The sequence below is a fragment of the Stieleria magnilauensis genome (genome assembly GCA_007753675.1).
GTDB classification, from domain to species: Bacteria; Planctomycetota; Planctomycetia; order Pirellulales; family Pirellulaceae; genus Stieleria; species Stieleria magnilauensis.
The window spans coordinates 9,811,850-9,837,455 of the sequence record CP036432.1; the positions used below are offsets into that span (position 1 = coordinate 9,811,850).

17 protein-coding genes are annotated in these 25,606 nt (G+C 59.6%); 7 read left to right on the plus strand and 10 right to left on the minus strand.

Annotated features, from left to right (window positions below; genetic code table 11):
- Positions 1 to 608 precede the first annotated feature (608 nt).
- The 4 genes from TBK1r_RS35110 to TBK1r_RS35125 all read left to right on the plus strand — a co-directional run bounded on the left by TBK1r_RS35110 (position 609) and on the right by TBK1r_RS35125 (position 7,614).
- The gene (locus TBK1r_RS35110; protein ID WP_145220557.1) at positions 609 to 1,868 is read left to right on the plus strand and encodes a DUF1559 family PulG-like putative transporter; all 1,260 of its coding nucleotides are present in this window, start codon (positions 609 to 611) and stop codon (positions 1,866 to 1,868) included.
- 117 nt (positions 1,869 to 1,985) lie between these two features.
- The gene (locus TBK1r_RS35115; protein WP_145220559.1) at positions 1,986 to 3,188 is read left to right on the plus strand and encodes an Ig-like domain-containing protein; all 1,203 of its coding nucleotides are present in this window, start codon (positions 1,986 to 1,988) and stop codon (positions 3,186 to 3,188) included.
- 44 nt (positions 3,189 to 3,232) lie between these two features.
- Entirely contained in the window at positions 3,233 to 5,404 is a 2,172-nt protein-coding gene (gene pilM, locus TBK1r_RS35120; RefSeq protein WP_145220562.1) for a pilus assembly protein PilM, read from the plus strand.
- A gap of 20 nt (positions 5,405 to 5,424) precedes the next feature.
- Positions 5,425 to 7,614, plus strand: a complete 2,190-nt coding sequence (locus tag TBK1r_RS35125; protein ID WP_419580700.1) for a DUF1559 family PulG-like putative transporter — start codon at positions 5,425 to 5,427, stop codon at positions 7,612 to 7,614.
- A 7-nt stretch (positions 7,615 to 7,621) separates the two neighbouring features.
- Here TBK1r_RS35125 and cydB read toward each other — a convergent pair whose 3' ends face one another.
- A complete protein-coding gene (cydB, locus tag TBK1r_RS35130) occupies positions 7,622 to 8,650 on the minus strand; it encodes a cytochrome d ubiquinol oxidase subunit II (protein ID WP_145220566.1) in 1,029 nt (342 codons plus the stop codon).
- Positions 8,650 to 10,122 carry a cytochrome ubiquinol oxidase subunit I gene (locus tag TBK1r_RS35135; RefSeq protein WP_145223310.1) on the minus strand — a complete coding sequence of 491 codons (1,473 nt, stop codon included), beginning with the start codon at positions 10,120 to 10,122 and terminating at the stop codon, positions 8,650 to 8,652. The genes cydB and TBK1r_RS35135 overlap by 1 nt, the downstream gene beginning before the upstream one ends.
- Positions 10,123 to 10,589: 467 nt before the next feature.
- Here TBK1r_RS35135 and TBK1r_RS35140 point away from each other — a divergent pair, with 467 nt between their 5' ends.
- The gene (locus TBK1r_RS35140) at positions 10,590 to 12,299 is read left to right on the plus strand and encodes an IS1182 family transposase (protein WP_419580133.1); all 1,710 of its coding nucleotides are present in this window, start codon (positions 10,590 to 10,592) and stop codon (positions 12,297 to 12,299) included.
- 617 nt (positions 12,300 to 12,916) lie between these two features.
- Here TBK1r_RS35140 and TBK1r_RS35145 read toward each other — a convergent pair.
- On the minus strand, positions 12,917 to 13,954 hold the full coding sequence (locus TBK1r_RS35145; protein ID WP_145220570.1) for a hypothetical protein: 1,038 nt from the start codon (positions 13,952 to 13,954) through the stop codon (positions 12,917 to 12,919).
- A 123-nt stretch (positions 13,955 to 14,077) separates the two neighbouring features.
- On the opposite strand from TBK1r_RS35145, the gene TBK1r_RS35150 reads away from it, so the two are divergent.
- Positions 14,078 to 15,052 (plus strand): hypothetical protein, encoded by a 975-nt coding sequence (locus TBK1r_RS35150; RefSeq protein ID WP_145220572.1) that lies wholly within the window; start codon positions 14,078 to 14,080, stop codon positions 15,050 to 15,052.
- Positions 15,053 to 15,098: 46 nt separating this feature from the next.
- Here TBK1r_RS35150 and TBK1r_RS35155 read toward each other — a convergent pair whose 3' ends face one another.
- The 6 genes from TBK1r_RS35155 to TBK1r_RS35180 all read right to left on the minus strand — a co-directional run bounded on the left by TBK1r_RS35155 (position 15,099) and on the right by TBK1r_RS35180 (position 22,709).
- Positions 15,099 to 16,193 carry a dihydrodipicolinate synthase family protein gene (locus TBK1r_RS35155; RefSeq protein WP_419580701.1) on the minus strand — a complete coding sequence of 365 codons (1,095 nt, stop codon included), beginning with the start codon at positions 16,191 to 16,193 and terminating at the stop codon, positions 15,099 to 15,101.
- A complete protein-coding gene (locus TBK1r_RS35160) occupies positions 16,180 to 17,226 on the minus strand; it encodes an NAD-dependent epimerase/dehydratase family protein (RefSeq protein ID WP_145220573.1) in 1,047 nt (348 codons plus the stop codon). The genes TBK1r_RS35155 and TBK1r_RS35160 overlap by 14 nt, the downstream gene beginning before the upstream one ends.
- Positions 17,227 to 17,403: 177 nt before the next feature.
- Complete coding sequence (locus TBK1r_RS35165) at positions 17,404 to 18,417, minus strand: serine/threonine protein kinase (protein ID WP_145220575.1); 1,014 nt, start codon at positions 18,415 to 18,417, stop codon at positions 17,404 to 17,406.
- Positions 18,417 to 18,731 (minus strand): 50S ribosomal protein L21, encoded by a 315-nt coding sequence (gene rplU, locus TBK1r_RS35170; protein ID WP_145220577.1) that lies wholly within the window; start codon positions 18,729 to 18,731, stop codon positions 18,417 to 18,419. The genes TBK1r_RS35165 and rplU overlap by 1 nt, the downstream gene beginning before the upstream one ends.
- Before the next feature lie 139 nt (positions 18,732 to 18,870).
- Positions 18,871 to 20,286 (minus strand): DUF1501 domain-containing protein, encoded by a 1,416-nt coding sequence (locus TBK1r_RS35175; RefSeq protein ID WP_145220579.1) that lies wholly within the window; start codon positions 20,284 to 20,286, stop codon positions 18,871 to 18,873.
- On the minus strand, positions 20,286 to 22,709 hold the full coding sequence (locus tag TBK1r_RS35180) for a PSD1 and planctomycete cytochrome C domain-containing protein (RefSeq protein WP_419580702.1): 2,424 nt from the start codon (positions 22,707 to 22,709) through the stop codon (positions 20,286 to 20,288). Before TBK1r_RS35180 ends, TBK1r_RS35175 begins: the two co-directional genes overlap by 1 nt.
- Before the next feature lie 405 nt (positions 22,710 to 23,114).
- Here TBK1r_RS35180 and pgi point away from each other — a divergent pair, with 405 nt between their 5' ends.
- Complete coding sequence (pgi, locus tag TBK1r_RS35185) at positions 23,115 to 24,749, plus strand: glucose-6-phosphate isomerase (RefSeq protein WP_419580703.1); 1,635 nt, start codon at positions 23,115 to 23,117, stop codon at positions 24,747 to 24,749.
- Between the two features lie 22 nt (positions 24,750 to 24,771).
- On the opposite strand, the gene TBK1r_RS35190 is transcribed toward pgi, so the two are convergent.
- Entirely contained in the window at positions 24,772 to 25,419 is a 648-nt protein-coding gene (locus TBK1r_RS35190; protein ID WP_145220581.1) for a carbohydrate binding domain-containing protein, read from the minus strand.
- Positions 25,420 to 25,606 lie beyond the last annotated feature (187 nt).

Consider the following 25,606-nt stretch of genomic DNA (forward strand, 5'->3'; position numbering starts at 1 on the left):
TAAAGGCGTCTACGGGCGCCGGCGCGTTTCGTGGTGGTTCAGGCCCGGACGCTGGCGCGAACCGGCTGATATCAAACGAATGATCAGCCGTTTGGCGCGAGCCTACGGGCCCCAGCACAAAGAAGCGATGCTTACTTAGCGGTATTCGCCCATAGGCCGCGCACCAACCGCCTGTCCCGATTCAATCGGGCAATCCGCCGCCCCTCTCTCGTGCAGCCATCTCGCACGCCACCGCCTTCACCCACTGTGAAGGATTCGTGAAGCCAGTGTTTGGGTTGCGCCTCGAATTCCGCCTCGCGTGACGGCTGCGCCGAGTGATGTGAAGGAGTCGCGGACGCAATGCGAAGGAACGATGAAGTCTGACGCAATTCAATCGGTTTGAGATTGCAGCAGATCCAGCTCCCGCTTGAATACGCCTGTCAAAGCAACCGGGTTCACGGGCCAGGCACTGCGGAATCGAAGACACGGCAAGAGTTTGATCGATTGCTCATCTTCACTCCATCAAGGCTTCACCGGAATCAGGTTCACTGCTTCTGTTCCTAAGTCAGTCGCATCGCGTGCGTTGCACCGATCGACAAATCCACAGAAATCCAAACAAGGAATTCGAAATGTCGCGTATGCGAAAATCAGGTTTCACCCTGATCGAACTGTTGGTGGTGATCGCCATCATCTCCCTGCTGGCCGCGTTGGCGTTGCCGGCCCTGACCAAGGCTCGTGAAGCCGCTCGCCGCACCCAGTGCTCGAGCAACCTGCGTCAGTTCGGAATCGGAATGTACACGTTCTCCGACCGTGACCCGCTGGGCCGTTTGTGCACCGGTGCCTCCGACTTCGAGCGTGACGGTGACATGGACACCTACGGCTGGGTCGCCGACATGGTCAACACGGGATCAGCCATCCCCGGTGACATGTTGTGCCCCAGCAACCCCGCCAAGGCACTTGAAAAGTTGAACGACCTGATCGGCATCTCGACGTCGGGCAACGGCGTGACGGTTGGCCCGTCAGCGGGTAACAGCTGGACCCGCATGCGTGCCGGCGCAGCTGATCGCATGTTCGATTCGTCCAACGCAGCGGTCGACTTTGCGGCCAACCCCGTGACCGTCGGTGCGACCCAATACAACAGTGCAGCCGAGTACGTCGGTGGCCTGTACGTGGACCAGGGTTACATGACCAACTACGCGGCCGGCTACTTCCTCGTTCGCGTCGCCCCGATCATGGAATACGACAGCACGGCGGGCGAGATCATCTCGTCGACCGGTGGGAAATTCAAAGAGCGTCAAGACACCAGCGGACCGCTGTTGGCTTCGGTCTTGGATCGCAGCCGCATCGCGACGAGCAACATTCCGTTGCTCGGCGACGCCGGCCCGGGTGACGTTGACGAAGCGATTCTCGGGACCGACGTTCCGAACACCAAAGAAGAACTGCCCCGCGGGATGTTGCTCGCAGAAGCCTTCAACGATGGCCCCGCTTACTTGGCGACGACCAACAATCGCTTGATCCTGCTCAACGCCGCCGTCTCGATGGTCGAGCAAATCAACTGCGAGCGCGGCGCACCGTCGACCGTCAATTGCCAAGCCCCCTTGGGATCGGATGCTTCGAGCCCCTCGGGTTTCTACCTGCAAGACACGCGTGACTGGTTCGCCATCCACAGCGGCGGAGCGAACATCTTGATGGGTGACGGTTCGGTCCAACTGTTCCAAGACGAGAACGGCGACGGCTACCTGAACCCCGGCTTTCCCGTCCCGGACAACTTGACCGATTACTCGGGTGTCGGATACGCCGGCAGCACGGTCGAACTGCAGCCGGCTGAAATGTTCAGCGGCCTGTTCCTGGACGAAAGCTCCTTCAAGGGCCAGTTCGAAGAGAACTGATCACGAACACTTTCTGTCCAACGAGACGGCAGAAATGTCACTTTTGAGGACCTCCATGGCACACGATGTCATGGGGGTCTCTCGTGTTGAATCGACGCGGCAATGTGAAAGACTGGAATGAATCAATTTACAAAACGACTGCTCGTCTTCGGCGGCCTGGTATTCGGGTTTGCCTCGTTCGCCCTGGCCCTCACCCAGGTCGTCAGCTACAAGCCGTGGGGCGTCCCCGACAGCCGACGCGATGACTACGATCAGCGTGTCGCGGAACTGGACAGGCAAGCCATTGAGCGAGAAACGTATCAAAACAAGCCCCGCCCTTCGGCGAGAGCGTGGCCCGCGGTGCACGACTTCGGTTGGGTCCGGCCGGGAGAAACCGTGCGGCACACCGTCGAGATCGAAAACGTCGGCAATGCCGAGTTGAATCTGCGAATCCGCGAGACCAATTCGGATCGCTTGACGGCCCAATTGGAAGGGCAGCAACTGGCACCGGGCGAATCCACTCGATGCACGATCGAATTGGTTGCCAGCCGTCAACCGTCAGCCGAGCCTTTCGAAGGCAGGGTGACGATTTCGACCAACGATCCGTTGAACAAGACGGTCGTCTTGTCTGTGTTCAGTCAACAACGAAAAGAGCTGGTCCTTCCCGGCGCGATCGACTTCGGCAGCCATGACATGGGACAGGCATCGACGGTCGACTTTCTGATCTACAGTCAGCTGGCGCAACGTTTGAACGTCGTCGATGTTTCCAATGCGGCATTTGATCTTCAGTGGGTCGCCGTTCCCGAACCGATCGACAATCAGACTGTCGGTGACCAGACTCTCGGCGACCTGTCGGTAACGGCGGCCAGTCGCATCACCGTTGAAATGGAAGCCAAGGACTATGGCCACTACAGCGACCAACTGGAATTGACGGTCGAGATCGACGGCCAAGAACAGCAATGCAAGCTGGACTTCGGGGGTCGAGTTCGTCCGCCCATCGGCTTTTACGGGCCCAACGTCGATCGTCGCACCGGAGTCGATTTCGGCACCGTGGAAAACAACGAGCAACACGATCTATTTGTCGTCGTCCGCTCCCGTGCGGATCGCTCCCGAAAAATCGCGGTGCTTGACATCGAGCCGAAAGAGCTGCAAGCCGAACTCCAGCCACTCGAGACTGACGGCAGTTATCGGCTACGGATTTCGATTCCCAAAGGCTGCCCGTATCGACGCTTCAATCTCGCCGAGCAACATGGCTACATTCAAATCGGTGATCCCGAGATGAAGTCGTATTCCAACTGGCTGCCGGTGTACGGCGTTGTCGGTGATTTTGATGCCGATTGACCAGGATGCTTCACCCGCTTTAGTTCTTCGTCACGTAGTTCGAGATGTCTAGTTCTTCACCTGTTGATCAGATCACCCCGTCGGCAAGCCCGACACAGCCGTCCGGCAAGATGACTTGCGGTGCGTGCGACGCGACCAATCCGTCGGGCGGTCAATTCTGCGCCGGCTGCGGGCATGCACTACTCGAGCCCTGCGCCCAATGCAGCAAGCCCGTGTTGTTGACGCAGTCGTTTTGCGGCAATTGCGGATCGGATCTCGTGGCCTCGCTATCCAAACGCAAACGAGATCTGGAAGCCAAGATCGCCGATGCGATCGACGCCGCGAAAGAACGCGATTTTGAAAGATCAAAAGGGCTGCTGGCCGTCGTCACGCGTGAAAAGGATTACCGATTCAAGGACGTGATCACCCAAGCGACAACGGCACAACAAAAGATTGACCGGATCGCTGAGCAAGAATGCGGCTCGGCGTCGGAGCGGATCGCAGCGGCACAACAGGCCTACGACTCAGGCGACCCGGCACGCGTCGTCGAATTGCTCTCTGCATTGTCGCCGAAATTAATAACGCCCGAGGCGGAACGTCAGCTGCAGCAATCCCGGCAGTTGCTCCAACAGCTTGACGATGCCGAGCAATCACTGCAGGAAGCGTTTCAGAAACGGGACTGGACCACATCAGGAGCCATTCTGGACCGCTTGTTGGAACTCAAGCCCGATGACGAGACCGTCGCCAACCTGGCCCGCAAGGTGGGCAAGAAGCTGGTCGCAAAAGCGACCACGCTGCACCAAAATCACAAGTCCACGGCGGCCGCGGAGATCCTGCAATGTGTCCCCGCAATCGCACGCAACCAAGCCTATGACGACCTGAATCAGACGGTCGAACGAATCGGATGGCTGGCCGACCAATTCAACGGTGAACCCTTTGCTACACCGACGTTGGGGCGGATTTCAAAACACTGGAGCGAGCGATCCGGTGGTGACCCCCGAGCGGTCAAGATGCTCCAACGGCTGAGCCAACAGGTCAAAGCGGCCCGGCCGACACCTCGCGACCTGTTCGCACCATTGGAGGTCAAACCGCGTAGCTGGGTCGGCGGTTCGCTGGGAATCCTGGCGTTTCCGACCAGCATCGACCTGGAGGACAACGCCGCACTCCGCGCCGCACCTGGTCAATTCAACGCCGCCATCGGCCTGGCACTGCAAGGACTCGGGCTGGGGCGTTTCCAAGACGATTTCTCTCCCAAGAAAGGCCTGTTGAAACGACTCGGCCGCAAGAAAGCAGAACGATGCTGGGGGCTCGATATCGGCGCGTCAGGTATCAAAGCGGTTTGCCTGGAACTGACCAGCGAACAACGGCCCCGTTTAGCGGAATGCCACATATTCTCCTTCGACGCCCCGCTGACGCGAGGCACAGCCGAATCCACACTGGACGAATCGATTCGGACGGCGATCGCAACGTTCATGGACCAGCACGATGTCGAATCGACGCCCGTCTGGGTCAGTTTCCCTGCCCGCGAGCTGGTTTCACGCTTCGTCAAATTGCCTCCGATCGCCGACAAGCAAGTGAAAGGATTGTTCGAAAAGGAGGTGGAGTCGCGGATTCCGCTGCCGCTGGACGAAGTGGCTTGCGTGCGATGGATTGCCCCCCTTCCCGAAGACGAATTGACTGCGATCGGACGCCCGGCGTTTGTGTCAGCGGCAAAGAAGCAGTTCGTTGATCGCTATCTCGAGAATCTCAGCCTGGCCGGTTTGCCCGTCAGTGGCTTGCAAGCGACACCAATCGCCCTGATGAATTTTGCCGCATTTGAGTTCGCCGATCAGTTGGAACTGAATCAAACCGCGGACCGTGCGGACGCGAAGTTGCCGACCGTGGCTCTGTTTGACTGTGGCGCGGAAATGACCATCGCGATCATCGTCAGCAGCGTGTCATGCTGGTTCTGGTCCTTCGAATCGGGTGGTAATGAATTCACTCGATTGATCAGCCGATCCACCAAGACGACACACTCCGAGGCAGAAAAACTGAAACGCAACCCCGCGTCTCTGGAGCATCCGGAGACTCAATTCGAAGGAGTCGAACATCGCATCGATGAGATGCGTGGAAGGCTGTCCAAACTGGTCAATGACCAATGCGAACAACACGACGAATTCGACATCCAGCAAACTTGGTGCTGTGGCGGTGGAGCCCTGACACACGGTTGGGTCAAGCGAATTCTATGCGACATTTAGACGTTCAAAGAGAGAGTACCGTGCCTGGTTCAACGCAACGCAGCACCGACGACATGCCGAAATCGTTCCGCTATGCAGCCTTCATTTGTCTGCTGGGCCTGATTCAGGGATGTGGCGAAAGTCAGCAAGACCTGTTCCTCAAACATGCGCAACGGGATCGCGGTGGCGGAACCGCCAACCAGGAGGTTGCCAGTCAAAACGCCGCCGAGAAGCCGGCAACGGCCGCCGATCCCGTCGCAGATCCGGTGGCTGCCAAGCCGCGCCCGCAAATCGTGAACACCAGTGTCGCGTCGTCGCTGCCGAAGGACAGACCGACCCAAGAAATCGCCGAAAGCGAATCCGATGAATCCGATGACCGAACGAGTTTGACAGACACGATCGGCATCCGACCGATCTCGCAACGCCAACCCGATACCGAGTTGACCGTTGCCGAGCGCCGACGAAGAGCGTTTGAGAATCTGCAACGGATCAACGAAGCGCTAACCCTGTACCTGGATGATAAGGGGCATTACCCCAAGTCTTACACGACCAATTCAGGTGGAGTCCCGACGCTTTCGTGGCGAGTCGAATTGTTGCCCTACCTGGGTCACGAGGAATTGTACAAGCAGTTTGACTTCAGTCGCGCTTGGAACATGCCACCCAACAAAGACCTGCTGCAGCACATCCCCGATGCCTTCGTCTCGCCCGAGCGTTTTGACGTCAAAACCAACTATCAGCTGCCGGTCGATTCCGCCTTCATCTTTGGCGAAAACAGGGCGCTCACGCCGGCGATGATCGATGACGGCCCCGAGAACACCATCATGTTGGTCGAGGTCAATGACGCGCACGCCGTCCACTGGACCGAACCGAAGGACTTCGATCCCAAGTCGCCGATGAAGATGAGCCCCTACCTGGGCAAACTGCGCGTCGATGGGACCTTCGCCCTCTGGGCCAACGGCTTCCCTGTGCTACTTGAGCAGGGACTCAGCGACGCGAAGCTTTTTCAGGCGATGACCTACGACAAAAGTGACGCGCTTCGCGCCGGAGACATCCATCGTGCGATCACGGTCGAACAAGCCGAAGACGACCCCGAACCCGAAGCGTCCCTCACACCCGATCAAGTCGCCGAAACGGCCGACGACATCATCAGACCGCAAGTCGACATGGGCATCGATCTGCCGCTGATGGTCGACGATCCGGCGATGACGCGAGAACCCGTTCCCTCGGCGATCGAACTCACCGCTGCCCAAAACAAGCTGCGAGAAATCTTCCGCGACAAGATCCAACACGCCAAGAGCGCCGACGAGAAACGAAAGCTGGCTTCGGAATTTGTCGCCCTTGCCGAGGACATGGAAGCCGATCCGTCCGGCGCGTTTGCGCTACAACAGGCCGCGCTCCGGCTGGCAATCGAATCCAATGACGGAACCCTGTTGATCAAAGCCATCGATCAACGCGTGGCCCGATTCGAAGTCGACTCGTTTCGCGAGAACTTGAAATGGATTCAAGCCTTTGGCGAAGAAACCGCCAGCCGCGACGCGAGCATCGTCAAGGGTGACGGCATTCTCAAACGGGCGATTCCCGTGATCTATGCGGGCATTCGCGAAAACGAATACATGCTGGCCAGCTCCGTCGCCCGCATCGCGAACCGATTCACCTCAAGCAATCGCGAAGACAAGGTCTCGCGTTTGTTGACGCGTCTGCGAACACAGCTCGGCACGGCGAAACGCGAGTACGACCAATCCGTCGATGATCTGGAGCGGTTTCGCACCAACCCCGAGGACGTCGCCGCAGGGGCCGCCTTCGGTAGCTTCCTGTGCTTCATCAAAGGGGATTGGCAAACCGGGCTGCCCCTGATTGCCGAGGGCACCGGCGGAGATCTGGTCGAAGTCGTCAAAATGGACCTCCGCGGGGCATCGCGTGCGATCGATCAAGTCGCACTCGGTGACGCCTGGTGGGAACTCAGCCGGCGCGGATCCGGCGCCTACCGCCAAGGCGCCGAAGATCGTGCGGTGATGTGGTACTCCCAATCGATCGTGCGACTACCCGAGTCGCTCGATCGAATTCACGTCGAAAACCGTTTGAAAGAAGCCGACCAATCGGATGCCCGCAGCCCCATCGCGTTGTGCATTCAACTGGCTGATGAAATCGGCGTCGATCTCACCAGAAGCCTCACCTCGATCGCCGCCAAAGGCGGACGCGTGGCGCGCCGAAACCACGATGACGACGACTGATGCCGACTCAATAACTGTTCGAATCCAGTTGCACCTTGCCGCGAAAGATCCAGTAAATCGTGATCGTGTAACTGGCCACGCAGGGCATGCCGATCAACGCGATCCACAGCATCGTGATCAGCGTCTGGTGGCTGCTGCGGGCGTTCTCCAGCGTCACACTGTACGCCGGATCGATCGTCGAAAGCACGAAATTGGGGAAGATCGCGACGCTGAACAATGACGCCAACGCGGCGATGACCATCGACGAAGTAAAAAACGCGTAGCCGGGTTTGCCCAAATGCATCGCCCGCGGAATGTTCAACACCGCCAACGCGTTGAGCACCGGAACGATCCACAACCATGGATGCCGGGTCAGCGTTTCGGTCGCGTGCGGGACATGCAACCAGGTGGCGATGGTGACCACCGCGTACAGTCCCGCAAAACAATAAAACAGTGGAAGGATCCGGCTGCGCACTCGCTGCTGCAGCTCGTCTTCTGTTTTGAGAAACAGATAGATCGACCCGTGCAGCGCGAACAACGACACGGTGAGCGCCCCGACCAGCAACGGATACCAGTACAACTGGTCCAGCAACCCGCCCTCGTATCGGAACATCGGGCCGACTTGCATGCCGGCCATCACGTTACCGCCGGCGATTCCTAACAGAGCCGCCGCGGTGATCGACGAGAGAAAAAATCCGGTGTCCCAAAAACGTCGCCAAGCGGTCGAATGCACCTTGGAACGGAATTCCAAACTGACCGCCCGGCCGATCAGACACGTCAACAGCAAATGGAACGCGGCGTAAAAACTGCTGAACACCGTGGCGTAGGCGTTGGGGAACGCAGCGAACAACGCCCCGCCGAAGGTCACCAACCAGACTTCATTGCCGTCCCAGAGTGGTCCGATGGAGTTCATCACCAACCGCCGCTCGCGATCATCTTTGGCGATGAATGGATGCAGGATTCCGACCCCCAGGTCGAATCCGTCCAGGATCGCGTACCCGGTCAGCAACACACCGAGCAGGAAAAACCAGACCAACGTGATCGTGTCGTAGCTCATCACAACTCCTCGTCCATGAGTCCGCCGCCACGGCCTGTGCCTCCGTGACGGATCTGATCCGACAGTTTCGATGCGCTGCGAGTCCGCTTATGCGATTCAAGTTCCTCGATGCTTTCGGGTCCATGTTGGATCTTGTGGTTGAGCACAAAGATCCAAACCGCGAACAACAGCGAATAGATGACGGCGAACAAGACGATCGAACTGAGCACTTGCTCGGCCGTCACCGATTCGCTCAGCCCATCTTTCGTTCTTAACCCCATCATCTCCACACCGTTTTGAACGGACGGGTGCACGATCCAGGGTTGCCGTCCGACTTCGGCGGTGATCCAGCCGGCCTGGTTGGCCGTCATCGCCGCCAGCGGCATCAACACGATCGACCACATCAACCAGCGATGATTTTGATACGTTTGTTTAAACCAAAACCAACACGCCAACGCCGCCAGCACGATCATCATCGTGCCCAAGCCGACCATCAGGTGGAACGTTTGAAACGGCAGCCAAACCGGCGGGCGGTCGGATTCGGGAATCTGATCCATGCCCGGAACCGGTTTGCCGGGATCGTTGTAGACCATCAAGCTGAGCAACCAAGGCACGCGAACACCGAAGTGAACCGTTTCGTTTTCCGCATCCGGCCAGCCGAATAAATATAGCCCGGTGGGCTGGTCGGTCGTTTCAAAATGCGCCTCCATCGCAGCCAGCTTGGCCGGTTGCGTATCGACCAATTTCTGGGCCGAGTCGTGACCGGTCAGTGCGGCAAGCAGTGTGAACACCAACGCACTCGGTAGGGCAATCGAAAGACAACGCCGCGCGACGTCTTCATGTCGCTGCTTGAGCAAATAGAATGAGCACACCGACGCGACGAAGAAGGCGCCCAGCACCAACGCCCCGATCAGGGTGTGTGTCAAACGATCCACCGACGATGGATTAAACACCATCGCCCAAAAATCCGTCACTTCGGCGCGGGGAATGCTTTGGCCCTGAATCTCTTGCCAAACGATGTGATAGCCCGCCGGAGTCTGTTGCCAACTGTTGGCGATCACGATCCAAACGGCGCTAAAGACCGATCCGAGAAACACCATCAAGGTGCTGAAAAGATGCATCTTTGGACCGACGCGGTCCCAGCCGAACACCAGAATCGCCAGAAATCCGCTCTCCAAGAAGAACGCAAAAATGCCTTCGGCGGCAAGCGCGGACCCAAACACATCGCCGACGAATCGCGAGTACGCCGCCCAGTTGGTTCCGAATTCGAACTCCATCACGATCCCGGTCGCCACACCCATCGCGAAATTGACCGCAAAGACGCGCGTCCAAAATCGAGCCGCAGCTTCCCACGCCGGATGCCCCGTGCGGACATACGCCAACTCGCACAAGAACAACTGCAGCCCCAGACCGATCGATAGCGGCGGAAACAAGTAGTGGAACATGATCGTTCCGGCAAACTGCAGTCGACTGAGAAGTTCGACGTCCATCATGATGGTTTTCTCAAACATGAGAAGGATTGCGATGCTGAATTCTAGGCCTGGGCACCCACCGCGTGCAGCCGGTCAATTGTCGCACGCCGCCACCGGACGGCTCGCGCCGTTCCGCTCACACCTTCCGTTATCTGTTAGCGGCAGGGCGCAAGCCCTCCGGTCCGTCAACGCGTTTCCAAGCGCCGCCACCGGACGGCTCGCCCTGTTCCGCTCACACCATCTGTTATTTGTTAGCGGCAGGGCGCAAGCCCTCCGGTCCGTCAACGCGTCTCCCAGCGCCGCCACCGGACGGCTCGCGCCGTTCCGCTCACACCATCCGTTATTTGTTAGCGGCAGGGCGCAAGCGGCCTGTCGGTTTAGTGTATCCACAAAACGAGGGGAGGTGGCTTAGTAGGCATCGTCACGATGTTTGCTATTCTTGGCGGATCGTCGTCGCGATTCACTTCTCACGCAGGGAGGCTTGCCCAGTGAGCCAGAGACAACCCAAGACCAGCTATTGGCAGGAAGCTCCTACACCACGCGGGCAACTGGTCCTCATTCCCACCGCCCTGGAGGAACTCATCCCTCAGGATCATCCCGTTCGCTTGGTCGACGAGATTCTCGATCAGATGGACTGGACTGATTGGGAGGCGGCCTACAACGGCGGATTCGGTCAGCCGCCGATCCATCCCAGCGTAATGGCAAAGATCCTGCTGTTTGCCATGATTCGGCGAATCCGATCCAGCCGGAACATTGAATACGAACTCAAGCATTCGATCGATTTTATCTGGCTTAGCAGCGGTCGCCGCATCGATCACAGCACGATCAGCGACTTCCGCCGAAACAATAGTGATGCAGTCAAAGGCATCTTCAAACAAATGGTCAAGCTGGCGATCAACCTGGGGATCGCCAATCTCTCGGAACTGTGCATCGACGGCACACGCATCCTGGCTGACGCCAACAAATACAAGACTTGGACGGCCAAACGATTAGCCAAAGCACTCGAAGAACTTGACGCGCAAATTGATGAGGCCCTGGAAACCTTCGAAGTCAACGACGCATGCGACGAAGATCTCATCGGCCAGGACGTTTCGGCGGACCGCCTCCCCGCCGCCGTCGCCAACTTGAAGTCACGCCGCTCACAACTGGCCGCTCATCTGGAGACGGTCAATGCGATGGACGAAGTCCGCAGGAAAAATGGGACGAAGGGCCCCGCCCAGTTACCCAAGACTGACACGGACAGTCGCATTCTTCCCAATAAGGAGGGTGGTTACGCAGCCAACTTTACTCCGATGGCGACGACCGAAACGCAGAGCGGCCTGATCGTTGCGGCGGACGTCTTGATCGGCAACGTCGAACACCACGAATTTGCCACCATCGTCGACTGTGTGGCCAACGACTTTGGAATTGACATTAAGCGAGTCATGGCTGACTCGGCTTACACGACGGGCAAAAACCTCACTGCGGCTGAGGAAAAACAGATCGAACTGATTGGCCCGCTTGCCGAAACCAATCGCGAGAACAACCCTGCCGAGCGTTCGGATTTGACTGAGCCCGTTGCCGCCGATCAGATTGATCAGTTGCCGGTTAATCCACAAACCAAACGATTTGACAAAGCAGCGTTTGTGTACGACGAAGCGAACGACTGCTATTACTGCCCGGCAGGCAAAGTGCTTTCACATCGGACGACCGAGAACACGACGCATGGCGACGGCTCTCCGGTGCAGCGAAAGGTTTACACCTGTTTTGAATGCGAGGGCTGCACGCTGGCTGGGCGTTGTCGCAAGAACGTGAAGCCAAAAGACGAGGCAAGCAGCAGCGAGGCATCGTCCCAGGAGTCCAGCGAAGCGACCTCGTCGGACAAGCGAGCGGGCAAGCGACGTGGTCGCAAGCCTGGCCCGCCACGTGGTCGCGAGACGATGCATGATGAGCATGAAGGAGCGCGACGTCGGCAGCGTGCGCGAATGGAAACGCCTGCAGCCAAAGAGGCTTACTCTCGTCGTCAGCATTTCGGTGAAACGCCTTTCGCCGTGATCAAGAGCACGCTTGATATGCGGCGATTCCTGCTTCGAGGTATCGCAGGTGTGAATCAAGAATGGCGCTGGGCGGCGACCGGATTCAATCTGAAGAAAATCATGAGTTACTTGGCGAAGCTGCGCGCCGCCGCGGCGACACAATCGCTCGGAACAGCAAACTAGGGGAGATAGGGGGCATTTCGAACGAAATCCGCCACAAGCGAACGCCACGATCCCGTCAACACGCTTACCAACGACTCTGGATGCCCCGCATAGCACCATAAAAGCCTCGTCCGGAACCAAAATCGAATCAACCGTCCCCAGGAACTAAATCGACAGGCCGCAAGCCCTCCGGTCCGTCAACGCGTTTCCAAGCGCCGTCACCGGACGGCTCGCGCCGTTCCGCTCACACCTTCCGTTATCTGTTAGCGGCAGGGCGCAAGCCCTCCGGTCCGTCAACGCGTCTCCCAGCGCCGCCACCGGACGGCTCGCGCCGTTCCGCTAACACCATCCGTTATCTGTTAGCGGCAGGGCGCAAGCCCTCCGGTCCGTCAACGCGTTTTCAAGCACCGTCACCGGACGGCTCGCGCCGTTCCGCTAACACCATCCGTTATCTGTTAGCGGCAGGGCGCAAGCCCTCCGGTCCGTCAACGCGTTTCCAAGCGCCGCCACCGGACGGCTCGCGCCGTTCCGCTCACACCATCCGTTATTTGTTAGCGGCAGGGCGCAAGCCCTCCAGTCCGTCAACGCGTTTCCAAGCGCCGCGACCGGACGGCCATCGCGCGCCGCATGACCTCCAGTCACTCTTGCCCCGGCAGTCCCGTGATCGGCATGACCGTCGGAATCGGATCGCCCAGATCGTGCAGCGCCTGCTCGACCGCTTCGTGCTGGACGAGCGATTTGATCAAGCGTTCTCGTGTCGTCGCCTTGGTCATCGTGCCCAGCAATTCGATGTCCCACTGGACGGTCATGGCGTCGTCGGTCTGCGTCACGTGCACCTTGGATTCCATGCCTTCGTTTTGCAGAATCGCTTTCCGAATGGCCGTGGCCAAAGCGTCCAGCCTCTCTTGCCGCGAAGCACTGACGACGAACTGCCCCGTGCTGACCGGTTGTCGCGTCGTGTCGGCGACTTCGTCGATCGCATCGAGACGCTTGAACGTCATCACGCCGTTGTCAAACACGATGCCGAACAGCTCCGATGGGACCGAACCGCAAACCAACTGCTGCCCGCCGCACATCTCGGTCGGACAAGGACTGAACGGCAGGAAACCGACGTATCGCCAACCGTACAAACGTTTCTTGCCACACGCGTCTTTGCTGATCACCGATTCGTAGTAGCCGATCGGGACGTTGGTCGCCGCGACGACAAACTTCTGCGAGCTTCCCGGCACGCCGCCGCCGGAGTCCTCGGCCGTGGGAAGAAAACCGGTTCCCGCCTTAGCCAAGTCGGCGATCGCTTTGACGTTTTCGTCGAATTGCGAATCAAGCTCTTGGTTCAGCGATGTCAGATTCCAACCATCAGTCAAGCCGACCGAGACGTGGGCCGATCCCAGCCCGGGACGCACGTCGATCGAATACTCTTCAGAGAAATCCGGCAGGTATTCCAGCGAGATGGCCACGAACTCATCGCTCGGCCTTGTGGTCGAAACCTTGCCCTCGGTCACCACGCTGCCGCCCGGTTCAATCCGCAGATACGGCTTTGGGCGATAGTACCGAATGCCGGTGTCGTCAGGGCCGGGCGCCGCACGAATCCGGACACGCGGCGTGCAGCCCAGACTTCCAACCATCGCCAGCAGACCGACCGCCAACAGCACGGCGGGCAGAGATTTGTGACGCATTTCTGTCTCCCATCCTTGGTACGACAAAGTAAGTTCCCACGGGGGGTGTATCGGGAGTGGGGGCCCCGCGGTTCACCCGCAGCCTGTGGTCACCCTGTCAGAACGGTTGATGGGATTGAACGAATGATGCCAGCGGTAACGATCAAGCGATACGACGAACTCACACCTGATCAGTGGCGGCGAGTGGTCGCGACCGCCAAACGCCACGTCAAAGCGATCACGGGACAGTCCAGCGAAATCGGAATCGGACGAAAGTACAGCGGTGGCAAACCCTTCGGATGGCAGCTCGCCCTGCGCGTCTATCTGCCCCGCAAACGTCAACGCGTGGCCCCTGCCAAACGGGTTCCGCCGCACTTTCAAATCAGACTCAAACGCAGCGACGGCAAGTTCGACTTGTTGGTGATTCGATCGGATGTCGAGTCGCTCGGCGATTATGTTCCCACCGCGGCGAGCCTCAAACTCGGGACACGCGACGCAGCCAGCGGATTGTTACTGCGTTGGAATGGAAACGATGGCGAAATCAAATGGGGATTCGCCACGGTCGGCCACTTGTATGACGACACGCCCTTGCGAACCTGCTCGGTCCGCGTCCATGCGACGACCGCGTTTCAATGCCGACGCTTCAAAGCAGCCGCCCGAGGCGAACACCTCGACGTGGCCGTGATGGTGATTGTCGGCAAGCCGGCTGAGATCGAAGAGAAACTGAAATGTTGCGAGCTGATCAAGAACAACGACCCGCCGCCGATCGATCTGATGAGTGTTCGCCAAGTTCACCGCGCTGCGATGCGGCATCGTCGCGGCCGCACGTTCCCACCGGGTGACGAGCAGGCGTTTACCGGTGAAGAAGTTTTTCCGGACGGCTTTCGACTGGGATCGCGAATTCTGGATGATTGCATTCGTGTCGGACGCTCAGCCGAAGACACGTTCCGACGAGGCACCTCGGGATCCGCGTGGCGGTTCGGCGACCAGGCGGCGTGCATGCAAGTCGGCGGAAAAGTGACGGAGTTCCGCGAAGGCATCGGTCAGCCCTTGGATCGTTTCCTGGACTGGATTCAATCGGCGATCGGAGAGTCGGCGAAAGTCGTCGCCGTATGGTGAGGGTGATTGGGGAGAAGAGCCCAACCAATCCCACAAGGACGGCGGGTCAGCGCAACCAAGCCTTCAGGTTTCGCGAAACGAATTCGTCGTCGATCAGATGTGGATAGGCGTCGCACACACGATCGATTTCGTCGCGTTGCCCCGGCGAGAGACGTTCCTCGGGATCCAAGCACCGAGGGCTGGACAACAGCCCCTGGCGATACAACACCTCTTGGATGCCGGCGATACAGCCTGCGAATCCGTTGGCGGCGTCGAACAGTGCGGCGTTGCAATCGGTGACCTGCGTCGCCAGTGTCAACAGCCCGCGTTGCATCTGATCGGCCCCTCGGGCGCTCTTGCACGTCTGCAGCAATTCGACCGCCTTTTGGGTCCAGCACGCCCAGTGCCCGAGCAGGCCGCCGACGATCTGGATTCGTTTCACATAGTCGTTGACCCGGATTTCATAGTCGGTCAGCAGGTCCAGGACGATCGCGTCGTCATTGCCGGTGTACAACGTGACGTCGTTTCCGCGTCCGGACTCGACAACCGCGCGAACCACATCCAGCGTCTTGTATCGATCGAAGGGCGAAATCTTGATCCCGACCAAGTTGCTGATGCCCGCCAATCGCCTCCAAAAATCGACCGACAGCACTCGCCCGCCGACCGCGGGTTGCAGATAAAACCCAAAGATCGGAATCCGCTCGGCGACCGCCCGGCAATGCTCGATCAACTGATCGTCGCTGGCATCCGGCAAGGCGGCCAGCGACAACAACCCGATGTGATAGCCGAGATCTCGAGCTAGCCGGGCTTCATCGATCGCCTGGTCCGTCTGGCCGCAGATCCCGGCGATCAGGACGGTCTGTCTGCCGCCGGCGGCATCCAGATCACGAGCCGTCTCTGCGGCAAGCTCGAGCACCGGTCGAAGCAGATTGTGTTGGGGCTCGCGAATTTGGAATTGGGTCGTGTGGACACCGACCGCCAGACCTCCGGCACCAGCCGCGTGATAGTAGCGAGTCAGGGCGCGTTGGCGGCGACGGTCGAAGTTACCCTCGGCATCGAGCGCCAAAGGATGCGCCGGGATCACGATGCCGCTGCGAATCGATTGTATCGCCCATTCAGGCGGCATCGGCGCGTTTTGTTGCATCCCCTTAGAAGGCGCCATCGCGAACCTCAAAATGCGTCGGCTTGCCCAACAACGGAGCGTCCTGGCGGACCCAGTGGGCGGTCCATTGAATCACCCGCTCCATCGGCGTCGCCGGTGCGCCCAACCGCTCGGCACACTGGGAGGCATTGCTCAGCAGTGCGGTCTCAGATTCCTGACCGCTGAACCGGACGTCGCGGTTCATCAATCGACCAAACCTCTGGGCGACTTCGCGGACAGAAAAGGTCTCCAGGCTGGTCAAGTTAATCGGTCGCGGCGGCGATTGGGCCAGCGGGACGGCGCGTAGGATCAAGTCATTTGCATCGCCTTGCCAGATGCAATTGAAGTAGCCTTGCGTTACGTCGATCGTCTCTCCGCGGAAAACCTTCAGTGCCAAATCGGTCAGCACGCCGTAGCGTAGATCGGTCGCATAGTTCAATCGGATCATGGCGACCGGCGTGCCATGGACGCGCGAGAAATGATCGAAGATGCGTTCGCGTCCGACCGCCGCATACGCATACTCGCCGACCGGCTCCAAAGGATCGGATTCACGCGATCCGCCTTGGTCCGTGGGCGTAAACGGATAGACGTTTCCGGTCGAGAGCGCGACAAAGGTGGACTTGGGATAACGCCGCATCGCACAGGCCGGCGCGATCGTGTTGACGGCCCAGGTGTGCGACGGATTTTGCCGGGTTCCGAATTTCGAGCCGACCAGATAGATGACCGTGTCGGTGTCGGGCAATTCGTCCAATGCGTCTTGCGAAAGCAGGTCCGCAGCCACGGTCTTGACGCCCCGCTGGTCGAGCCAGTCGCGGGCAACCGGATCGGAGAATCGGCTGACCGCAACGACCTGGGCAGCGGCCCCGGCCTGATCGATCGCGCGCTGGGCACGTGCGGCCAGAGTCGGCCCCATCTTGCCACCGGCTCCCAGGATCACGAGGCTGCCCGAAAGCGTTGCGGCCCACTCGATCAATTCCGCCGACGGCGTGATCAAGAGTTCCTCGAGTTGGGATTCGTCTTCGATGACTTCGGGAAGGCCGTGGGTCGGATTCATGAGCGGTGAAACGTTGCAGTGGGCGGGGGCTCGCAAACGTGACCAGCTGACACTGCTCAAAGTGCACCGAGGCCACGCTCATCCGATGATCAGTGTAACGGATCGGGATCGGCCGTTTCGTGCGCGCGGCTAACCCTGTCGCGGAAGCCGTCAGTGGAACCGGGCTGTGTCACAGCACTACGAACCGGACTGCGAAACCACGACCAGACCGATGATGATCGCTGCGATCACAGCGATCGCGAGTCCCAACCGCAACCCACTGACGGTGTTGGACATCGGGTCCAGCCGCGCTCGAATCCGTCGCACCAGCTCGTTATACCCGGCCTCGAAAACGGGGTTGTCCGGATCCCCGGCCTTTTCGCCCGAATTAAAATTGCGGGCCGCTTCCATCATCATCGCCTGGACCTGACGGGCGTTGAACGGGCGATCGTCGGGCGACTTGGCCAGCAACTGCCCGATCACCTTGTCGATCGCTTCGGGGCAATCGACAAAGTCACGCACCGAGGGCGGTTTGCTTTTGAGATGCTGGTCGAACAGTTTGGCGTAGTCGTCGCTGAGAAAGACTTTCCGACCGGTCAGCATCTCGAACATGCAGCAGCCGAGTGCATACAGATCGGCCTTTCCCGAAACCGATTGCTCGCCCCTGATTTGTTCGGGCGCCATGTAGGCATGCGTCCCGACCGTGATGCCGGCCGATGTCAAATCGCCGGCGGTGAGATCCCGTGCGATCCCGAAGTCTCCCAGCTTGACGCCGCCTTCGGGGGTCAGGAACAGATTGCTCGGCTTCAAGTCGCGATGGACGATGCCGATGTTGTGGGCGCACTGCAGCGCACTGCAGACTTGGCGGGTGATCTCGACCACCACTGTCCAGGGAAGCGGCCCGCCAAACGTGAGCAGGTCCGAAACCGTCCCGCCCGAGACCACTTCCATGGCATAAAACAGCCCTTGGTCGTCGTCGACACGGCCTCCGCCGAAGTACTGGACGATGCTGGGGTGCCGCAGCTTCTCCAGAATCATCATCTCGCGCTTGAAGCGAGCGCGAATCAGAGTGTTTTGGCTGACTTTGGGATGGAGTATCTTGAGCGCAACGCTGCGCCCGGTCTCCTTTTCCGTCGCACGGTAGATCGTGCCGACGGTTCCAACACCCAGGATATCCCCCAGCTCGTAATCGGAGAGCCGGCTGGAAGGCATCAGACGCCCGCGATGTCCGTGATCTTGACTCGCGTGAACAGCTGACGGTGGCCGATACGGCTCTTGCTGTGCTTACGCCGTCGGAACTTCTGCACGTAGATCTTTTTGCCCTGTTTCGGCCCCATCACCGAAGCGGTCACGGTGGCGCCGTCGACGGTCGGAGATCCGAGCTTCAACCCCGAGTCACCTTGGACCGCGAGCACTTTTTCAAAGGTCAAACTTTCACCAGCCGGCGTTTCACGGTAGTCCAGATCGACTTCCATTCCGGGCTCAACACGGTACTGACGTCCACCGTCAACAATAATGGCGTACATTTCTTGGTCTAACTTCGTCAAAATTCAATGGGTTATGCGAATTCGGGCCCCAGAGTGTATCGACCGGCATCGGCAGCGTATAGGGCTAAAAACGCCAGCCTGACCAGTCTGTTCGCTCGGCCCCGTCGGGTCGTTCCGATCATGCCAGAACCCCCTCCAAAACACGGGCCCTTTCCACCCCCGTCAGTTTCATGTCCAACCCCTGAAACGGATAACTGAAACGCTGGTGACGAATTCCCAGCAGATGCAGCATCGTGGCGTGTAAATCTCGCACGTGGACGACATTTTCGGTCGCGTTGTACCCCAACTCGTCGGTCGCCCCGTAACTGATTCCCGGCTTGACGCCCCCGCCGGCCATCCACATCGAAAACCCCTTGATGTGGTGATCCCGCCCGGGACCGCCCTTGCCCTGGTACATCGGCGTGCGACCGAATTCGCCACCCCAAATCACCAGCGTCTCGTCCAGCATTCCGCGTTGCTTCAAATCCTGAATCAACGCCCACGTCGGCTGGTCGGTCAACTTGCAGCACACGTTCATGTACCGCTCCAGATCGCCGTGGTGGTCCCAGCCGCGGTGGTAAAGCTGAATGAAACGCACGCCGCGTTCGGCCAACCGCCGCGCCAGCAGACAATTGCTGGCGAACGATCCGTCGCCCGGTGTCGCGCCGTACATGTCCAATATCCGCTGCGGCTCGTCGGACATGTCGACCAGATCCGGCACCGACGTTTGCATCTGAAACGCGATCTCGTAGGTCGAAAGACGCGTTTGAATCTCCGGGTCCCCGTGGCGGGCGAACCGATGTTGGTTGATCGCTGCGATGGCGTCGACGACCGCCCGCTGGCCGACCTTGCCGACCCCCGCAGGCGGGTCGACATAGTGGACCGGAACGCCGGTGCTATTGAATTCGACTCCCTGGTAGCGGCTGGGCAGAAACCCGGACGACCACTGGCGCGACGCGATCGGTTGCGGATTGCGGCCGCCGATGCTGGTCATGACGACAAACCCAGGCAAGTCATCGCACTCGCTGCCCAACCCGTAGGTGACCCACGACCCCATCGACGGACGCCCACTGATCGCGGTGCCCGTGTTCATGAAGGTGTGCGCGGGGTCATGGTTGATCTGCTCGGTGACCATTGACTTGAGGATGCACAGATCGTCCGCCATCTTTTGATGGTAGGGCAGGAAGTCGCTGATCGTTTGACCGCTCTGGCCACAGCGCCGAAACGTGGTCATCGGGCCTTGGACTTTCAACTGCTTTCCGGCCAGTTGAGCGATCGGTTGCCCGTCGGTGAACGACGCGGGCATCGGCTGGTCGTGCAGCCGCGCCAATTCCGGTTTCTCGTCAAAGGTCTCCAAGTGTGACGGACCGCCGGCCATGCACAGAAAAATCACGCGTTTGATTCGCGGCGGAAAGTGCGGCAATCCGTCGACGCCCGGCGGCAAGCCCGTCGCAAGATCAGCCAACCCATCGCGAGCCAACAAGTTCGCAAACGACGCCGCACCGAGGGACAGGCCGCTCTTGGCGAGAAAGGTTCTGCGTTGGAGTTCGTTCATTAGGGACGGTACAAGGTTTCGTGCAAATTGAGGACTGCCCGCGCGACGCTGGACCAGCCCGCGCGCTCCGCACCGGGCGTCTCGGCCGGCCACGCTATCGTGACTTCACGGGGCGTTTCCAAAAACGCATCGCAGGCGGCCGGGTCGTTTTCAAAGCGTTGAATTTCACTCTCCAGCAATCGCGTCAGCGCATCACGTTCGGTTTGATTGGCGTCGCGGCCGATCGCGATCCGTAGCGCCGTGTTGATTCTTGTCTCGGTGGCGGACGTCGGCGACGCCGCCGTGTCACTCTCACGCAGCACCCTGGCCGCAAAGGCCTTCGCGGCGATGACGAAGGTCGGATCGTTCAACAACGCCAATGCTTCCAGCGGTGTGTTGCTGCGTGGCCGCTCGGCCGTGCATTCCTCGCGACTGGGTGCATCGAGTGCCTTGAGCGTTGGATGCAAGAATTGACGCTGCCAATGGGTGTAGACGCCACGCCGCCACAGCATCCGCCCCTGGTCAGGCGTGTAGATTCGCCCGGGAAAGTTCAAATGCCGATAGTAACCACTGGGTTGATACGGCCGCACGCTTCGTCCGCCGACCTGATGATCCAGCAACCCGGCCATTTCCAACACCGCATCGCGCACGGTTTCGGCGGGTAAGCGATGCCCCGATTGTGACGCGGCCAGATCGTTGTACGGATCCAGCTTGCGACGCGTTTCCTGCATCACGACCGCCTGGCGATACGTTTCGCTGGTGACGATTTGACGAACCGTGGCCTTGAGGTCCCAACCGGATTCCAACAAGACGCCGGCCAGATGATCCAGCAACTCTGGATTCGTCGGTGGCCTGCCCTGACCGCCAAAATCGCCGAGCGTCGGGCTGATGCCGCGTCCGCTGTACAGGTACCACAACCGATTGGCAAACACGCGTGCGGTCAATCCGCCGACGCCCCGCTCGACGTCAAACAACCAATTTGCCAAGTCCAGTCGCGTCGCCCGCGTCCCGCGGGGCAATCCGGCAAACTCGCCGACGTCCCCCAAAAATTCCGGGATCGCGGGCTGCATCACATCGCCGCTTTCATCCAACCAGTTCCCGCGTGGCAGGAACCGCACCGTCCGCGGCTCAATCGACTTGGTGACCATCGTCCGCTGCTTGCGTGCGGCGATCGCATCACGTTCCTGTTGCAGTGTTGTCAGTTGCTCGGAATTCCCCTCCGCTGCGGCGGATCGAATCGCGGCATCCAATTCAGCCAGCCGTAGCCGATCGGTCCGCCCCAACACATCGATCTCCGGTTCCCGGCGGGTCGGCAGCGCGTTGGTCCCATTTTTGAAATGTTTCTCTTCGTCGACATCGGCAAAGAAAGCGGCCAGCGAATAAAAGTCCTTGGATGTGTACGGGTCGTACTTGTGGTCATGACATTGTGCGCAGCCCATCGTCGCGGCCATCCAAACGGCAGAAACATTGCGCACGCGATCGGCGGCGTAAATCGCCAAATACTCTTTCGGCTGCAGGCCACCCTCGTGTGTCGTTTGCAGCAAGCGGTTGTATCCGCTGGCGATCTGTTGTTCGATGGTCGGGTTTTCCAATAAGTCACCGGCCAGTTGTTCACGGCTGAAACGATCCAGCGGCAGGTTGTCGTTGATCGAATCGATCACGTAGTCACGGTACGGCGCGATGTTGTGGACTTGATCGCCGTGGTAGCCGACCGTGTCGGCAAAGCGGACCAGATCCAACCAGTACTCGGCAAAGTGTTCTCCGAACGCAAGCGACGCAAGCAACGCGTCGACGCGTCGTTCATACGCGTCGGGACGACCGTCGGCGACGAAGGCTGCGATCTGATCGTAGCTCGGCGGAAGCCCGGTCAGGTCCAGGGAGAGCCGACGAAGTTGATCGCGACGCGTCGCGCGCGGTGCGGGTTGCAGCGGACCACGCGACAGTTCCGCCCGCACCAACCGATCGATGAGGCCGGCATCCGGCTCGACGCCTTCCGTCCGCACGCCGGCATCCGGACCGGTGTGCTGCGGTACCGGTACGGGCCCAGGTCTGACGTAGGCCCAATAGGCTTCGTACTCCGCGCCCTCGTCGATCCAACGCCGTAAGACAGCCAACTCCGCTTCGGTCACGCGTTTGCCGGTCTCCGGCGGCGGCATCTGAACCTCGGGATCGGGATCCAAGATCCGCGCGATTAATTCACTGTCGTCGGCGCTGCCCGGTTCGATCGCCACCCCGTAAGCCGCATCGGACCGGTCGAGCCGCAGATCGGCCGCACGATGTTTGTCCTCCGGGCCGTGACAAAAGAAACACTTGTCGCTCAAGATCGGCCGCACGTCGCGATTGAACGACAAGGGCCGCTCGGCCGCCGCGTTCGCTCCCAAGGGCACGACGGCGAGCAGAACGGTGAGCGAGCCGATCGAAAATGAAAACGTCGTCAGGTTCACGAGAAAATTCGCGGGGTATTCGCGGGGTATTGGTGGGGCAAACCGGGGTACCCACAGTCTACTCGACCATGCTGGGGCCGACACAATGCCGCGATCCCTTGGTCGACCCGCGGTTCAGGAAACCGATTGTATCGCGCGTATTGCCAAAAGCTGGGGAATTGTGTCGGCCCGCTGGGCCTCAGAGACTCCTTGAAATCATCTCCGGTGGCTCACGCCACCGGCATCCACTCTGCCGGCCCTCCGGGCCTGAAGGACGTCGCTTATCCGGCAAATTTCGGTACATAGAAAACGCTGGAGTCAGGAAACCTGAAACCTGCCTAAATCCGGCTTTGGCCCGTGCTCGAAAAATGCCCGTGAACCGCTAAACTGCCCTGCTGACGTCTTCACCCCCAACCCCTCGATCCGATGACCACCACCATGCCCCAGAGTCTGACCGCACAGGACGCTTGGAAAAACTTGAACGCCCACTACGAGCAAATCAAGTCAAAGCATCTGCGAGAGCTGTTTGCCGCCGATCCGCAGCGTGGCAAAACCTTCTCGCTCGAAGCGGTCGGGCTGTACTTGGATTACTCCAAGAACCGCATCGACGCCGAAACCGTTTCGTTGTTGATCAAGCTCGCCGAAGCGGCGGGGCTGAAGGAGCGAATCGAGGCGATGATGACGGGCGAAAAGATCAACACGACCGAAGACCGGGCGGTGTTGCACACGGCGCTGCGGGCACCGCGAGATGCAACGATCGAGTTCGAAGGGAAAAACGTCGTTCCCGAGGTTCACGCGGTGTTGGACAAGATGTCCGCGTTTTGCGATTCGGTCACCAGCGGTCAGTGGATCGGACACACCGGTGCGCGGATTCGCAACATCGTCAACGTCGGCATCGGCGGCTCGGACCTCGGGCCGGTGATGGCCTACGAAGCACTGCGTCACTACAGCAATCGTGGTCTGACCTTGCGGTTTGTGTCCAACGTCGACGGGACCGATTTTGCCGAAGCGACGCGCGATCTGAATCCGGCCGAAACCCTGTTCATCATCGCGTCAAAAACCTTTACCACCCAGGAAACGATGACCAACGCGCACACCGCGCGGACCTGGCTGCTGGAAAAGCTCGACGCCGATGATTCGGCCGTCGCCAAACACTTCGTCGCCTTGTCGACCAACGCAGAGCAAGTCGCCGAGTTCGGCATCGACACCGACAACATGTTCGGATTTTGGGATTGGGTCGGCGGACGCTACTCGATGGACTCCGCGATCGGGCTGTCCACGATGCTGGCCATCGGTCCGGACCACTTCCGCGAAATGCTGGCCGGGTTCCATGAGATGGACCAACACTACCGGACCGCACCGCTTGAAGAGAACCTGCCGGTGATCCTCGGTTTGCTGACCGTCTGGTACACCGACTTCTTCGGCGCCCAAACCACCGCCGTGTTGCCCTACGATCAATACCTCAACCGCTTCCCCGCGTACTTGCAACAACTGACGATGGAAAGCAACGGGAAATCGGTCACGCTGGCGGGCGACCGCGTCGATTATGACACCAGTCCGATTTACTGGGGCGAACCGGGGACCAACGGTCAGCACTCGTTCTATCAGTTGATCCATCAAGGGACGCACTTGATCCCCTGCGACTTCATCGCGTTCGCCAAGTCGCTCAATCCGATCGGTGATCACCACGACAAATTGAGTGCCAACGTGTTCGCCCAAGGCGAAGCGTTGGCGATGGGCAAGACGCGTGAGGAAGTGTTGGCCGAAGGCACGTCGGAGGAACTCGCCCCGCACCGTGTCTTCGAAGGCAACCGCCCCTCGAATACGCTGCTGATCGAAACGCTGACGCCGGCGGTGCTCGGCAAACTGGTCGCGTTGTATGAACACAGCGTGTTCACTCAAGGCGTGATCTGGCAAGTCAACCCGTTCGACCAGTGGGGCGTCGAGTTGGGCAAAGTCCTGGCCAAAAAGATCGTCCCCGAACTCGAGTCCGCCGACGCCCCGCTGGACCACGACAGTTCCACCAACACCCTGATCCAGCGTTACCGATCGCTAAAGTAGGGCATACTGTGCATGCCAATCGTCACGCACAGCGTGACCGACACCGTCTGCGTCGCAGTAAGATCGGGACGGCGAACAGACTGAGCAGGACGGCGGTGCCCGGTTCGGGAATGGCCGTGATTTGAAAGGCGTCAATGGCCGTCGCGCCGCCGGTCGCTGTCACAACGAGTCGGTAGCTGTCTGCGGTGGAGGCGGTGAAGTCGAGTGACTGCTCTGTAAACCCACTTCCCGTTGGGACGTTGAAGCCAGTTGGCCCGCCAAGGACCGAGGAACCGCTTTGCAGGATATCGACCGTCAGGGCGGCATCGGAGACGGTCTCGCCGGCGGCCAACTGAAAGGACAGCCGGTAGCTGGCCGCATCGAGTGCGACGTCCTGGCGGATCGTTGCAAAGTCCGGTGCCAATCCGATCACCGCGTACTGGTCACCATCGAGCACCGTGGGATGAACTCCCGCCGCCTCTGGCAGCACCAAGATAGCGGAGGCCGAAGCCGCGTCGACAACCCATCCGGAACCAATGGGTTCGCCCGGATTAAAGGACGCAAAGAAAGAGCCACCCGGGATATCCGGTGATTCAAAGGAACCATTGGTGATCACCGCGGCATGCGCCGCCGACGACGCCATGATCAGGGCGATCAAGGAAGCATAAGCCAAACCCGAGAAACGTCTCATAGGTGCAACCTCACGAGTCAACGTAGTGGGTGCGAGTCAGGGGCCAACCGACTTATCATACTTGAAACTCATGCCGCCTGATGGTTTTTTCAACCTAAATCCGCTTCAAGAACCGCAGGCCCAATCGACTATAATCTTGGCCGCACCCATGCCGTTCGTCACGCACAGCGTGACCGACTCTCCACTC

Bases quoted from the DNA above. Each gene is read 5' to 3' on its own strand.
- TBK1r_RS35110 (WP_145220557.1), top strand. From the start codon at position 609: ATGTCGCGTATGCGAAAATCAGGTTTCACCCTGATCGAACTGTTGGTG.
- TBK1r_RS35115 (WP_145220559.1), top strand. From the start codon at position 1,986: ATGAATCAATTTACAAAACGACTGCTCGTCTTCGGCGGCCTGGTATTC.
- pilM (WP_145220562.1), top strand. From the start codon at position 3,233: ATGTCTAGTTCTTCACCTGTTGATCAGATCACCCCGTCGGCAAGCCCG.
- cydB (WP_145220566.1), bottom strand. From the start codon at position 8,650: ATGAGCTACGACACGATCACGTTGGTCTGGTTTTTCCTGCTCGGTGTG.
- TBK1r_RS35135 (WP_145223310.1), bottom strand. From the start codon at position 10,122: ATGATGGACGTCGAACTTCTCAGTCGACTGCAGTTTGCCGGAACGATC.
- TBK1r_RS35145 (WP_145220570.1), bottom strand. From the start codon at position 13,954: ATGCGTCACAAATCTCTGCCCGCCGTGCTGTTGGCGGTCGGTCTGCTG.
- TBK1r_RS35150 (WP_145220572.1), top strand. From the start codon at position 14,078: ATGATGCCAGCGGTAACGATCAAGCGATACGACGAACTCACACCTGAT.
- TBK1r_RS35155 (WP_419580701.1), bottom strand. From the start codon at position 16,193: ATGGCGCCTTCTAAGGGGATGCAACAAAACGCGCCGATGCCGCCTGAA.
- TBK1r_RS35160 (WP_145220573.1), bottom strand. From the start codon at position 17,226: ATGAATCCGACCCACGGCCTTCCCGAAGTCATCGAAGACGAATCCCAA.
- TBK1r_RS35165 (WP_145220575.1), bottom strand. From the start codon at position 18,417: ATGCCTTCCAGCCGGCTCTCCGATTACGAGCTGGGGGATATCCTGGGT.
- rplU (WP_145220577.1), bottom strand. From the start codon at position 18,731: ATGTACGCCATTATTGTTGACGGTGGACGTCAGTACCGTGTTGAGCCC.
- TBK1r_RS35175 (WP_145220579.1), bottom strand. From the start codon at position 20,286: ATGAACGAACTCCAACGCAGAACCTTTCTCGCCAAGAGCGGCCTGTCC.
- pgi (WP_419580703.1), top strand. From the start codon at position 23,115: ATGACCACCACCATGCCCCAGAGTCTGACCGCACAGGACGCTTGGAAA.
- TBK1r_RS35190 (WP_145220581.1), bottom strand. From the start codon at position 25,419: ATGAGACGTTTCTCGGGTTTGGCTTATGCTTCCTTGATCGCCCTGATC.